Source organism: Pseudarthrobacter sp. NIBRBAC000502770 (assembly GCF_006517815.1).
Classification (GTDB): Bacteria; Actinomycetota; Actinomycetes; order Actinomycetales; family Micrococcaceae; genus Arthrobacter; species Arthrobacter niigatensis.
Genome location: NZ_CP041198.1, coordinates 4,305,291 through 4,317,319 on the forward strand (window position 1 = coordinate 4,305,291; position 12,029 = coordinate 4,317,319).

General features: G+C 65.2%; 11 protein-coding genes, 3 tRNA genes and 1 pseudogene. 10 read left to right on the forward strand and 5 right to left on the reverse strand.

Features of this window, described 5'->3' with window-relative positions:
• Nucleotides 1-104: 104 nt before the first annotated feature.
• The 4 genes and pseudogenes from NIBR502770_RS20490 to NIBR502770_RS20505 all read right to left on the reverse strand — a co-directional run bounded on the left by NIBR502770_RS20490 (nt 105) and on the right by NIBR502770_RS20505 (nt 3,598).
• Complete coding sequence (locus NIBR502770_RS20490) at nt 105-1,025, reverse strand: cation diffusion facilitator family transporter (RefSeq protein WP_141183180.1); 921 nt, start codon at nt 1,023-1,025, stop codon at nt 105-107.
• 10 nt (nt 1,026-1,035) lie between these two features.
• Nucleotides 1,036-1,464 carry a metallopeptidase family protein gene (locus tag NIBR502770_RS20495; RefSeq protein ID WP_141158341.1) on the reverse strand — a complete coding sequence of 143 codons (429 nt, stop codon included), beginning with the start codon at nt 1,462-1,464 and terminating at the stop codon, nt 1,036-1,038.
• 9 nt (nt 1,465-1,473) lie between these two features.
• Nucleotides 1,474-2,454, reverse strand: a complete 981-nt coding sequence (locus tag NIBR502770_RS20500) for a DMT family transporter (RefSeq protein WP_168223202.1) — start codon at nt 2,452-2,454, stop codon at nt 1,474-1,476.
• Nucleotides 2,455-2,582: 128 nt separating this feature from the next.
• A pseudogene (locus NIBR502770_RS20505) lies at nt 2,583-3,598 on the reverse strand (PHP domain-containing protein).
• Nucleotides 3,599-3,762: 164 nt separating this feature from the next.
• Between NIBR502770_RS20505 and NIBR502770_RS20510 the strand changes: the two are divergent.
• The 9 genes from NIBR502770_RS20510 (at nt 3,763) to NIBR502770_RS20550 (ending at nt 8,750) form a co-directional block, all read left to right on the forward strand.
• A tRNA-Glu gene (locus NIBR502770_RS20510) sits at nt 3,763-3,835 on the forward strand.
• A 90-nt stretch (nt 3,836-3,925) separates the two neighbouring features.
• A tRNA-Asp gene (locus NIBR502770_RS20515) sits at nt 3,926-3,999 on the forward strand.
• 48 nt (nt 4,000-4,047) lie between these two features.
• Nucleotides 4,048-4,123 (forward strand) — tRNA-Phe (locus NIBR502770_RS20520).
• Between the two features lie 585 nt (nt 4,124-4,708).
• The gene (locus tag NIBR502770_RS20525) at nt 4,709-6,301 is read left to right on the forward strand and encodes a glycoside hydrolase family 68 protein (RefSeq protein WP_141183181.1); all 1,593 of its coding nucleotides are present in this window, start codon (nt 4,709-4,711) and stop codon (nt 6,299-6,301) included.
• Between the two features lie 191 nt (nt 6,302-6,492).
• Nucleotides 6,493-6,942 carry an Asp23/Gls24 family envelope stress response protein gene (locus NIBR502770_RS20530; protein WP_141158338.1) on the forward strand — a complete coding sequence of 150 codons (450 nt, stop codon included), beginning with the start codon at nt 6,493-6,495 and terminating at the stop codon, nt 6,940-6,942.
• Nucleotides 6,939-7,130 carry a hypothetical protein gene (locus tag NIBR502770_RS20535; protein WP_141158337.1) on the forward strand — a complete coding sequence of 64 codons (192 nt, stop codon included), beginning with the start codon at nt 6,939-6,941 and terminating at the stop codon, nt 7,128-7,130. The genes NIBR502770_RS20530 and NIBR502770_RS20535 overlap by 4 nt, the downstream gene beginning before the upstream one ends.
• Nucleotides 7,127-7,507 carry a hypothetical protein gene (locus NIBR502770_RS20540; protein WP_141183182.1) on the forward strand — a complete coding sequence of 127 codons (381 nt, stop codon included), beginning with the start codon at nt 7,127-7,129 and terminating at the stop codon, nt 7,505-7,507. Before NIBR502770_RS20535 ends, NIBR502770_RS20540 begins: the two co-directional genes overlap by 4 nt.
• Complete coding sequence (locus NIBR502770_RS20545; protein WP_141183183.1) at nt 7,504-8,142, forward strand: hypothetical protein; 639 nt, start codon at nt 7,504-7,506, stop codon at nt 8,140-8,142. Before NIBR502770_RS20540 ends, NIBR502770_RS20545 begins: the two co-directional genes overlap by 4 nt.
• Nucleotides 8,139-8,750, forward strand: a complete 612-nt coding sequence (locus NIBR502770_RS20550) for a hypothetical protein (RefSeq protein ID WP_141183184.1) — start codon at nt 8,139-8,141, stop codon at nt 8,748-8,750. Before NIBR502770_RS20545 ends, NIBR502770_RS20550 begins: the two co-directional genes overlap by 4 nt.
• Nucleotides 8,751-8,783: 33 nt before the next feature.
• On the opposite strand, the gene NIBR502770_RS20555 is transcribed toward NIBR502770_RS20550, so the two are convergent.
• Nucleotides 8,784-10,592, reverse strand: coding sequence for a glycoside hydrolase family 13 protein (locus NIBR502770_RS20555; protein ID WP_141183185.1), 1,809 nt, complete (start codon nt 10,590-10,592; stop codon nt 8,784-8,786).
• A gap of 139 nt (nt 10,593-10,731) precedes the next feature.
• Between NIBR502770_RS20555 and NIBR502770_RS20560 the strand changes: the two genes are divergently transcribed.
• Nucleotides 10,732-12,027, forward strand: coding sequence for an ABC transporter substrate-binding protein (locus NIBR502770_RS20560; RefSeq protein WP_141183186.1), 1,296 nt, complete (start codon nt 10,732-10,734; stop codon nt 12,025-12,027).
• Nucleotides 12,028-12,029 lie beyond the last annotated feature (2 nt).

Below are 12,029 nucleotides of genomic sequence, written 5' to 3' on the forward strand. Positions count from 1 at the left end.
GTCCGAGGTTACGTGACGATATGCACATTGGCAACAGCAGTCACATGAATAACATAAACCACAAAGATGTCATTCTCCACGGAATTCACCACGGTGTGTCGGGGTCAGGCGTGCTGGTGTTCCTCGTGTTCTGAGTGGCTGGCAGGCTCCAGTTGGAAGGTGCAGTGGTCGGTATCGAAGTGGGAGCCCAGACAGGTGATGAGCTTGTCCAGCAACTGGTCGGCGCCCCGGGCGTTCAGCACCCCATCCTCCACCACCACGTGCGCTGAGAAGACGGGGACGCCGGAGGTGATGGTCCAGATGTGGATGTCGTGGACGTCGGTCACACCGGCTACCGACAGGATGTGCTCGCGGATCATCTGGACTTCCACTCCCTTCGGGCTGGCCTCCAGCAGGACGTCCACCACGTCGCGCAGCAGGCTCCAGGCGCGGGGGAGGATCATCAGCGCGATAAGGACGGATGCGATGGTGTCTGCTGCCTGGAAGCCGGTGGCCAGGATCACTATGGCGGCGATGATGACGGCCACCGAGCCCAGGAGGTCGCCCAGCACCTCCAAGTAGGCGCCGCGGATGTTCAGGCTCTCCTCCTGCCCACCACGCAGGACCAGCAGCGATACCAGGTTTGCCACGGCGCCGAGGATTGCGGCGAACAGCATGATGTCCGTCTGCACCTCGGGGGGTGCGCCAAACCGGCGAATGGCCTCCGTGAAAATCACCACGGAGATCACGATCAGGATCAGCGCATTCGCCAACGCCGCGAGCACCTCTGCCCGCTGGTAGCCGTAAGTCCGCTGGTCGCTCGCCGGGCGGCCGGCGATCCAGGCGGCAAGCAGGGCGATGGTGACACCGGCCGCGTCGGAGAGCATATGCCCTGCGTCCGCCAGCAGGGACAGCGACCCGGACAGGGCCGCGCCGACGATCTGGATGACCACAACGCCGAGCGTGATCCCCAGGACCGCCACCAGCCGTTTCCGGTGCCGCCCGGTGGCAGTGATCCCGTGGCCGTGGTTGTGGTCGTGTCCCATGCTTACAAGGCTAGCCCCAGCCCAGCTCGTGCAGCCGGTCGTCGGAAATCCCGAAATGGTGGGCGATCTCATGGACCACGGTGACGGCCACTTCGTGGATCACCTCGTCCCGGGAGGCGCAGATTTCCAGGATGGGTTCGCGGAAGATGGTAATCCGGTCCGGGAGCGAGCCGGCGTCCCACCATGAATCGCGTTCGGTCAGGGGGACGCCTTCGTACAGCCCCAGCAGCACGGTGTCCGGGTCTTCCCCTGGGCCCGGCACGTAATCGTCGTCGATGAAGACTGCCACGTTATCCATGGCGCGGGCCAGCCGGTCCGGGATACTGTCCAGGGCATCCTGGACGGCTGCTTCGAATTCGTCAGGAGACATGGTGAAACCTGACGGTTCATGCGGCCCTTCGGGAATGATGGGCAGTCCCGGCGGAAGGCTGGCTGGCATACCCCGACTCTAGCCCGCCGCCCGGCCCGTCCCGATGCGGGAGGGGCGCGTCCTGCGCCGGGTCAGTCCCACTCCCACCAGGCAGACCAGCCCGCCCACCAGTCCCCAGGCTGTGGGGATCTCCCCGAGCAGCAGCCAGGAGATGAGCACCGTGGTCCCGGGCACCAGGTAGGTCGTGGCAGCCAGTTTCCCGGCTTCCACCAGCGAGAGCGCGTATGCCCAGGTTGTGAAGGCGATTGCAGTGGGAAACACACCAAGGTACACCAGCGCCCAGGTGGCCTCCGGAGGGGCGGCCCGGACTTCGGACGCCAGTTGCCCGGCGAAAGGCAGGCAGCACACCGCGCCAACGATGATGCCGAACCAGGTTGCCTGCGCCGCCGGGAACTTCCGCACCACCGGCTTCTGGATGATGACGCTGACTGCGGCGAGCACCGCCGCAAGGAGGCAAAGCGCCACGCCCGCCAGGTCCGTCGTCGAACTTTCCCCGGCGCCGCGCGGCTGTCCGGAACCCAGGGCGATCAGTGCAACTCCCGTGAACGCCACCGTGCTGCCGATGAGCAGCCAGCGGGGAAAACCCTCTTTGAGGAAGATGCCGGCCAGGATGGCCACCAGGATCGGGTTGACGTTGATCAGCAGGGCGCTGGTGCCGGCGTCAAGGATGTGTTCGGCGGCGTTCAGGGCTACGTTGTAGCCGCCGAACCACATCACGCCATAGGCGAGGATGGGCAGCCATTCGCGCCCCCTGGGCAGCATCCGGCTCCTGAGCAGTTGGGGTACCACCAGGAAAGCGAGGACGACGGCGGCGACCGCCAGCCTGCCGAGCGTAAGGGATCCGGGGGAGAAGTGCGGCCCGATGGCGCGGATGCCAACGAACGCGGAGGCCCACAGCACCACGGTAACCACCATGGCCGCCACGCCGAGAGCCTTCACTGGCGTGGGCGCTGCAGCGGGGGAAACCAGGGGCTGGCGGGCGGGACTGGTGGAAGGCATGAATCAAATGTACGGCTGCTGCAGGCACCGGACTGGCGGAAATCGGCCGTGTGGGTGACCCCGGGCCAGGGAGAAGCTGGCAGACGCCGAGTAGCGGGGTTCAGCTTCGCTGACGGTCCGAGGAGGGCCTAGCTCCGCGAAGCCCAGGCGAGCAGCTTGTCCACCGGCCACGTGGTAATGATCCGGTCTGCCGGAACGTTGTTGCGGGCCGCCCGTTCGGCACCGTACTGCAGGAAATCCAGCTGGCCGGGGGCGTGGGCATCGCTGTCAATCGAGAACAGGCACCCGGCTTCCAGGGCCAGCTGGATCAGGGCATCCGGCGGGTCCTGCCGCTCGGGGCGGGAATTGATCTCCACGGCGACGCTGTGCTCTGCGCAGGCGGCAAACACTTCCTTGGCATCGAATTCCGACGGCGGCCTGGTCCCGCGCGAGCCCTCCACCAGCCGGCCGGTGCAGTGGCCCAGGACGTTGGTCTGCGGGGCCGTAACGCCCCGAGCATCCTGGCCGTCATGGTCTTCCGGTCTGCCCGGAGTTTTGAATGGACGCTGGCCACCACGATGTCCAGCCTGTCCAGCAGTTCCGGTTCCTGGTCCAGCTCGCCGGATTCCAGGATGTCCACCTCGATGCCGGCCAGGAGCCGGGTGGGTCCGCCCTTGCCGTTGATGCCCGCCACCACGTCCAGCTGGTCGCGCAGGCGTTCGGGCGAGAGGCCGTTGGCGATGGTGAGGTTGGGGGAGTGGTCTGTCAGGGCCACATACTCCCGGCCCAGTACCTCCGCGGCCGCCACCATCAGCTCGATGGGGGAGCCGCCGTCGGACCATTCACTGTGGCTGTGAAGGTCCCCGCGCAGGGCCCCGCCGATCTCTGCACCGCCGGATGCAAGCGGCTCGGCGCCCTTTTCCCGAAGGTCTGCCAGATACTCGGGGACCTGGCCGTCCACCGCCTGCCGGATCACCGTGAAGGTCCGGTCCCCGATCCCCTTCATGGATTTGAGCCGCCCGTTCCGGGCCCGCGCGGCCACTTCCTCCGGGCCGAGCGCGCTGATGGCGGCGGCTGCCTTCCGGAAGGCCTGGACCTTGAACGTGGCCGCGCGTCCGCGCTCCAGCCAAAAAGCGATCTCGTTGAGCGCATCGACGGCATCCATCCGTCCATCTTGACCCGTCCAGGGCCCAATCGGCGGGGTTTTCCGCCGATTTTGGAATATTCCGGGTTAGCCCCTATAGTTTTAGAGTCCAGTTCGGAGAAACGCAGAGGACAAAGACGGAAAGCCCCGCTTGACGCCTTTTATTTGGTTCCGAACGGGTTCTGGCCCCCATCGTCTAGCGGCCTAGGACACCGCCCTTTCACGGCGGCGGCACGGGTTCGAATCCCGTTGGGGGTACGCAAGGAACTGGTCAAGCAGGCTAAAAAAGTCTGGTAGGCTGGAAGCCTTGAAAAAAGCGGTAGAGATACTGCAAAGCAAGAAACGCAAGGCCCTGTAGCGCAGTTGGTTAGCGCGCCGCCCTGTCACGGCGGAGGTCGCGGGTTCAAGTCCCGTCAGGGTCGCTCTGATTGTTGGAAGAAATTCCGGCTGTCATGGTGACTAGTCACCTAGGCTCTGTAGCTCAGTTGGTAGAGCGTTCGACTGAAAATCGAAAGGTCACCGGATCGACGCCGGTCGGAGCCACCACTGGGAAGCATCAGTTCTTCGGAACTGGTGCTTTTCTGCTTTAAGGCTCATCCGGTTTCCGGGCCCCATAACCCTCCAGCTTGGTCGCATACCCCTCTACCTTGTTCGCGGATCGCGACGCTGAGGGTCGTGGTACGCGCACAAGCTTCGGAGCTGGTGCGGGTATATGCGTTGGTCCCGTAAACGGGACAGCGGCGGGTCCCGCACTGTGTGGCGCAGGCAACATTCCGTCCGGCCTGGGAAAATTATTTGTCTGACTTTTGAAACATTTGACCTGCGCCAAACGGATATGGCACGCGCGCGCATTGGTTGATGTAAGCGCTTGCACTCTACTCGCTGGTAACCCGTTTTGGCGTGTGAAACAGGGTTTGAACTGTCCGTTCCACCCCGTCTACGGTGGAGCGCGGCCGGAGGACAGCATGCTTTCCATCGGCCGGCCAGGCCCTACCCAGGCCTGCCTCCACCCGCAGCACAACGGCGTCCCCGATGACGCCTGAGGTGTCGCCGGGGCCGCGGTTTGTTTCGGGATCATGGGCACACGCCCGCCTTCCACGAAATGTCACAACTCCGCGAGAAGAGCAAGAAATGCACAAGCACCCCCAACCCCGGCTGCTGCGGTGGCGCACTGCGGCCGCAGCGCTGGCGGCGACCCTGGCCGCCTCGGCCTTCCTGGCCGTCCCCGCGGCCCAGGCCAATGAGCCCTCAGATCCGCCCGCCGTCCAGCAGATGCCTGCCCCCACGCCAGGCTTCCCCTTGCCGACGCAGCACACGCAGCAGGCCTTTGACCCGGCGTCGGACTTCACCTCCAAGTGGACCCGCGCAGACGCCAAGCAGATCATGGCGCAGAGCGACTCCACCGTCTCCCCGGGCGCAAACTCCATGAGCCCTGACGTCACCATGCCGGAGATCCCGCAGGACTTCCCCACCATGAATGACGACGTCTGGGTCTGGGACACCTGGTCCCTGACAGACGAAAACGCGAACCAGATCAGCTACAAGGGGTGGGACGTCATCTTCTCCCTGGTCGCCGACCGGCACGCCGGATACGGCTTTGACCAGCGCCACTGGAACGCCCGGATCGGGTACTTCTTCCGCAAGACCAACGCTGATCCCGCCAAGGACAAGTGGAACTACGGCGGGCACCTGTTCCTGGACAACACGTCCATCGGAAACACCGAGTGGTCCGGTTCCACCCGCCTGATGCAGGGCAACCACGTGAACGTCTTCTATACCGCCACCACCTTCTACGATGTGGCGGAGCGGAACGCCGGCGGCGGCGGCATCGCCCCCGACGCCGTCATCGCCAAGGCGTTGGGAAACATCCACGCCGACCAGAACGGGGTTACCTTTGACGGGTTCGAGCACACCAAGCTGCTGGAACCGGACGGAAAGATGTACCAGACCAAGGCGCAGAACGCCGGCTTTGCGTTCCGGGACCCGTACACCTTCCAGGACCCGGCCCATCCCGGCAAGACCTACATGGTGTTCGAAGGCAACACCGCGGAAAACCGCGGCGACTACCAGTGCAAGGCCGAGGACCTGGGCTACCGCCCCGGGGACCCGCACGCAGAAAGCGTCACGGACGTCCAGAACAGCGGCGCGTTCTACCAGACGGCCAACGTTGGGCTGGCGGTCGCGGACAACAAGGATTTGACCAAGTGGTCCTTCCTCCCGCCCATCCTTTCCGGGAACTGCGTGAACGACCAGACCGAGCGCCCGCAGATCTTCATCCAGAATGAGAACGGCAAGAACAAGTACTACCTGTTCACCATCAGCCACCAGTTCACCTACGCGGCAGGGATGCGCGGTCCCGACGGCGTGTACGGGTTCGTGGGCAACGGCATCCGTTCGGACTACCAGCCCATGAACTACAGCGGCCTGGCCCTCGGCTCGCCCACGGACCTGAACCTTCCGTCCGAGTCCCCGGAGGCGCCCACGCCGAACCAGAACGGGCGGCAGTTCCAGGCATACTCGCACTACGTGCAGCCCGGCGGCCTGGTGCAGTCCTTCATAGACAACGTCAACGGAGTCCGTGGCGGTTCCCTCTCGCCGACGGTAAAGATCAACTTCCGCGACGGCGTGTCCCAGGTGGACAGGACGTTCGGCCGGAACGGGCTGGGTCCGTTCGGCTACCTGCCCACCAACGTCAGGGTCGGCGGCGAAGGCCTTTACAAGTAGGCCTGCCCACCGCGGCAGCTTCAAGCAGTACGTGAACCAGGCGGGGAGTCCCACGGCTCCCCGCCTGGTTCCTTTGACCGCTTTCCTTCAACCACTCCTGGACCCGGTCCTGTGCGGTGGCGCCGACGGGTTTCCAGCCCATCTGTCGCAGCCTGGGGATAGGGTGGAACCAACAGAAGGGGGAGTGCCTGATGGAATACCAGAACCCACAACCCGTGGTGCCCAACCGTCCTGCCGCCAGCCCGGCTCCCGGTCCGGGCCGGACAGTTATTTCCGAGACCGCCGTGGCAAAGGTCGCGGGGATCGCTGCCCGTGCGGTTCCCGGCGTCTACTCACTGGGGTCGGGCCCGTCCCGTGCCCTGGGCGCCATCCGCGACGCCGTGGGAAGCTCCGACCACGCCGCGGGTGTCCACGCGGAAGTAGGCGAAACGCAGGTAGCCGTCGATATCACCCTGGTGGCCAGCTACGGAACGCCCCTGCATGCGCTGGCCAACAGCGTCCGTGCCGCCGTTTACCGGGCGGTCGAAGAACTGGTGGGTCTGCAGGTGATCGAGGTGAACGTCGAGATCACCGACGTCTATGTCCCACCCCCGGTCAAGACCGCAGCCCCGGCCGCTTCCGAACGGGAGGCGTTGCTGTGAACCTCACCGTGGCAGGCACGGCCATAGGCGCATTCGTGGCGTTCATGTCGCTGCAGTTCGGTCTTTGGGGCTTCCTGGTTTCCCTTCTCTTCATGGCCATTGGGGCCCTCCTGGGCCGCGCCGCCGAAGGAAAGCTGGACCTGCGCGGCATTTTCGATGCCATCATCGGCCGGCGCTCGTCCTCATGAGTTCGCCCGCGCCCGTTGTGCGTGCGCAGGCGCTCAGCGGCCATAACCGGATTAGTACCCAGGCTTTGACCAGCCTTGCCAAAGCGGCGGCTGCGCAGGCGCTGGGCGTCGACGCCCAGGACATCCGTGCGGACTGGACGGACGACGACGGCCTGCTGGCTTTGTCCCTCGTCGCCCCCATCAGCATCCCGCCGTTACAGGCGGTGGCAGCGGACCGGGCGCGAATCGGCATCGTTGGAGGTTCCATCTGGGACCGCACCGTGAAGGCCAAGGAAAGCATCCTGGCGAAGGTGTCGGAACTCAGCGGTTCACAGGTGAGCCGGGTGGACATCCGCATCAGCGGGGCAAGGATCAGTACAGAAGGGCGGGTACGGTGAGCAGCAGCGTGGAGAGCCGCCGGGCCGGCAGCGGGACCCGGAGAGGCAACGGCCCGGACATGGGCAGGGTGGTCTACCGCGAGACACATTCCGGCAGGGCCGTGGTGTCGGTTGTGGCCGCCATCCTGGTGTTGGTGCTGGCCGGTTATGGCGTCCTCGAATCCGGGGTTCACGCAGTGGGGCAGCCGGCGTGGCTGGTGGAGCCGCAAGTCGCTGCCCAGCGCATCGTGGACCTTCCCGCCGGGATACCCCCGCTGCTGTTGGCGGCAATCGGCGCCGTGCTCGCGATGCTGGGATTGATCTTCCTGCTTAGTGGGATCCTCCCAGGGAAACGCGCGCGCCACGTGCTGGCCGGCGCATCCGGGGAAGGGCTCCCTGCCGTGGTGGTGGACGACGAGGTCATCGCATCCTCATTGGCCCGCCGCGCGCGCCTCGCCGCCAATGTCACCCCGGACCAGGTCATGGTGGTCGTCTCCCAGCGGCAGGTGCTGGTGAATGTCCGCCCTACCTCCGGCGTCCCGGTAAACCCGGAAAGGGTACTTGAGGCCGTCCGGGATGAGCTGGACCGGATGTTGCTGGAACCGGCACCCATCCCTCGCGTCAACGTGGCGCCATCGGGGGTGATCGGGGCATGAACGGCACCCCGGCACTGCTCAACCGCATTTTGCTTACCGTGCTGGGCCTGCTCCTGCTGGGGGCCGGACTCCTCCTGGTGCTGCTGGCCACCGTTCCCTCCTTGGGCGCCTGGTGGCACTCTTGGTCTTCCGGTGCCTGGGGCAGCATCAACCAGTTGTTCGATTCCACCCGGTTCCCGGGCCGCCCGGAAAGCTGGTTGTGGATTGTGGTGGCGCTGGCGCTGCTGGCACTGATGGGGCTCATGGTGGCGTGGATCGCGCAGCAGGGAAAGGGCAAGTCAAACCTCCTGGCACTTGACTACGATCCCGGCGAGACTCCCGGCGACGTACGCATCGGTGGCGGGGTGGCAGAACAGGCCCTCCGGCATGCCCTTGAAGGGCGCCCCGACCTCGCCGGTGCAACCGTCACCACCTACGAGGTCCAGGGAACGCCGGCCTTGAAGGTCCGGCTCCTGCCGCGCCAGGGCGTGGCCCCGCACCTGCTGGCCGCCGAGGTCACCGGCCTCGTGGACGCCCTGGAGGCCGTGGTGGGCAAGGAGTTTCCCGTCCTCATCCACATCGGCGCCGGGGCGCGGACACGCTTCAGCAGGGCTGAACGCGTCCGCTGACATGCCGCCGGCGGGCGTCCAGGCGCGCTGCGGTTACCTGCCGCCCATGAGGTACACGGTGGTGTCCACGGGAACCTCCCGCATGCCGGTCCATTCTTCGGCCGGCTCGGGACCGCTGGACAGCACCACGGCCAACCCCTCGGGTAAGGGGGCGGAAGCGAATCCCATGTTGGACAGGACCGTGACGCCTCCATTCCGGAACGCCAGCAGGCCGCTGTCCGGCGCGTGTTCATCCGTCCACTCCACACTGCCGCGGCCCAGCTGTTGTGCCGCACGAAGGGACAGGGCTGCCCGGTACAGCTCAAGGGTTGAGCCTTCCTCGCCGTCTTGAAGGTCGGCGGCCAGGGGCCCGAAGCTTTCCGGTTGGGGGAGCCATGGCTCGCGTGCCTCGCCGGACAACTCACCGGAGAACCCGTACCCGGGTTGGTCCGCAGTCCATGGCAGCGGGACCCGGCAGCCGTCGCGCCCGATTTCGGCACCATGGGTCCGGAAGAATGTGGGGTCCTGCCTCGCCTCATCGGGAAGGGTGGTGTGCTCAGGCAGGCCCAGCTCCTCGCCCTGGTAAAGGTAGGCGGAGCCCGGCAGCGCCAGCGCAACCAGCGTGGCCGCGCGGGCCCGCGCCAGGCCCAGCGCCGGGTCGGGCTGCTCGTCGGCGGCCCCGATGCCCTTTGGGAACGTGGTGGGATCCTTGAGGCCGAACCGGGTGGTGTGCCGCACCGTGTCGTGGTTGCTGAGCACCCAGGTGGACGGAGCCCCCACGGATTCTGCCGCCGCCAGGGAGGCGTCGATGGCGTCAGCCATGCGTTCGGCATCCCAGCCTGCCAGGAGGAAGTCGAAGTTGAACGCCTGCTGCATTTCATCCGGCCGGACATAGCGTGCCAGTCGCTCGGCCGGCTCCACCCATGCTTCAGCCACCATCATGCGGTCCCCGCCGTACTCCGCCAGGACTCGGTGCCAGTCCCGGTAGATGGCGTGGACGCCGTCCTGGTCGAAGAAAGGAGATGGCGGATACATGGGGGACACGGACCGGTGGGGTTCTTCGGCGTCGGTGTGGGCGTGGGGAGCGTCCCCGGGCAGATGGCTCTCCAGGCGGGGAGTGGAGGTTCCCTTCACCATGGCGGCAACACCGTCCCAGTCCGGAAGTCCTGCTTCCTTTACCAGGCCGTGGGCAACGTCCACCCGGAAGCCGTCGGCCCCGCGGTCCAGCCAGAAGCGCAGTACCGAACGCATCTCCTCCTGGACCTCCGGGTTGTCCCAGTTCAGGTCCGGTTGCTTGGTATCGAACAGATGGAGGTACCACTGGCCCGGCGAGCCGTCGGCCTCCTGCACCCGGCTCCAGGCCGGCCCGCCGAACACGGATTTCCAGTTGTTGGGGGCCCGGCCACCGTCGCCGGATCCCGGGACCTCGTCCTTGCCGTCCCTGAACATGTACCGGTCCCGCGCAGGGCTTCCCGGGGGTGCCGCCAACGCCTCCCGGAACCAGGCATGCTCGTCAGAGGTGTGGTTCGGAACCAGGTCCACGATGACTTTCAGGCCGCGCCGGTGAGCTTCCTGCAACATGGCGTCGAAATCTTCGAGGGAGCCGAAGAGCGGGTCGACCTGGCGGTAGTCGGCCACGTCGTATCCGCCGTCTGCCTGCGGCGACTTGTAGAACGGAGAGAGCCAGATGGCATCCACTCCAAGGGACTCCAGGTAGGAAAGACGGCCCGTGACGCCGCGGAGATCGCCCATGCCATCACCGTTACCATCCGCAAACGACCGGGGATAAATCTGGTAAACCACGGCGTCCGCCCACCATGCAGAAGGGGTTGGGCCCGGCACCGGAACGGCTGGATCGGTCATTTGGTTCCCCTCTGATAACTTTTTGATGTAAACGCTTGCATTACCGACAGTCACCTTACTAGTGTGATGGTCACCACAACAACCTCACCTATAAGCGTTCTGTCGACTTACTTGTCACTCAGCGAGGAGCTTCAAGCTAATGAAAACCCCGAGATTCCTGCTTCCGGCTGCCACTGCCGGCATTCTGGCCCTGACGTTGTCCGCCTGTGGCGGTGGAGGTGGAGGGGGCACCACCGGGGGCGGCGGTGGAGGCGGTGACGCCAGCGCCAACCTCGACGGCCGCGGCCCCATCACTTACGTCCAGGGCAAAGACAACAGCAACGTGGTGCGCCCCCTGGTGGACAAGTGGAACGCGGCCCACCCGAACGAAAAAGTCACTTTCAAGGAACAGACCGACCAGGCCGACCAGCAGCATGACGACCTTGTCCAGCACTTCCAGGCAAAGCAGTCGGATTACGACGTCGTGGATGTGGACGTCGTCTGGACCGCTGAATTCGCAGCCAAGGGCTGGCTGCAGCCGCTGAAGGACAAGATGGCGATCGACACGAGCGCCATGCTCAAGCCGACTGTGGACAGCGCAACCTACAAGGGCACCCTGTATGCGGCCCCGCAAACCTCGGACGGCGGCATCCTTTACTACCGGAAAGACCTGGTACCCACCCCTCCCAAGACCTGGGACGAGATGATGGGCATGTGCTCCATCGCCAAGCAGAACAACATCGGATGCTACGCGGGCCAGTTCAGCAAGTATGAGGGCCTCACGGTCAATGCGTCCGAGGCCATTAACTCCGCCGGCGGTTCCGTCCTGGACAAGGACGGCAAGCCCAACTTGAACACTGCCGAGGCCAAGGCCGGCCTGGGGAACCTGGCCAAGGCATACGCTGACGGCAACATTCCCAAGGAAGCCATAACGTACAAGGAAGAGGACAGCCGACAGGCGTTCCAGAGCGGTAAGCTCCTGTTCCTGCGCAACTGGCCCTACGCCTTCAACCTGATCACTACTGAAGGTTCGTCGGCCGTCAAGGACAAGACGGGGCTGGCTGCACTCCCGGGCAAGGATGGACCTGGGGCATCCTCACTCGGCGGCCACAACCTTGCCACCAGCGTGTACTCCAAGAACAAGGCAACTGCCCTTGACTTCATGAAGTTCATGACCTCGGCGGAGACCGAGAAGTTCTACGCTACCCAGGGCTCGTTGGCTCCGGTTCTCGGATCGCTGTATGACGACCAGGAACTCGTTGCCAAGCTGCCCTACCTGCCGGTGCTGAAGACGTCCATCCAGAATGCCGTACCGCGTCCTGTGACGCCTTTCTACCCGGCTGTTACCAAGGCAATCCAAGACAACGCCTACTCCGCTATCAAGGGAGAAAAGACAGTGGACTCCGCACTCTCTGACATGCAGAAATCCATCGAATCCGCCGGTGCGGGATCGTAGTT

Coding starts and splice junctions, on each gene's coding strand:
- NIBR502770_RS20490 (WP_141183180.1), bottom strand. CDS start 1,025: ATGGGACACGACCACAACCACGGCCACGGGATCACTGCCACCGGGCGG.
- NIBR502770_RS20495 (WP_141158341.1), bottom strand. CDS start 1,464: ATGCCAGCCAGCCTTCCGCCGGGACTGCCCATCATTCCCGAAGGGCCG.
- NIBR502770_RS20500 (WP_168223202.1), bottom strand. CDS start 2,454: ATGCCTTCCACCAGTCCCGCCCGCCAGCCCCTGGTTTCCCCCGCTGCA.
- NIBR502770_RS20525 (WP_141183181.1), top strand. CDS start 4,709: ATGCACAAGCACCCCCAACCCCGGCTGCTGCGGTGGCGCACTGCGGCC.
- NIBR502770_RS20530 (WP_141158338.1), top strand. CDS start 6,493: ATGGAATACCAGAACCCACAACCCGTGGTGCCCAACCGTCCTGCCGCC.
- NIBR502770_RS20540 (WP_141183182.1), top strand. CDS start 7,127: ATGAGTTCGCCCGCGCCCGTTGTGCGTGCGCAGGCGCTCAGCGGCCAT.
- NIBR502770_RS20550 (WP_141183184.1), top strand. CDS start 8,139: ATGAACGGCACCCCGGCACTGCTCAACCGCATTTTGCTTACCGTGCTG.
- NIBR502770_RS20555 (WP_141183185.1), bottom strand. CDS start 10,592: ATGACCGATCCAGCCGTTCCGGTGCCGGGCCCAACCCCTTCTGCATGG.
- NIBR502770_RS20560 (WP_141183186.1), top strand. CDS start 10,732: ATGAAAACCCCGAGATTCCTGCTTCCGGCTGCCACTGCCGGCATTCTG.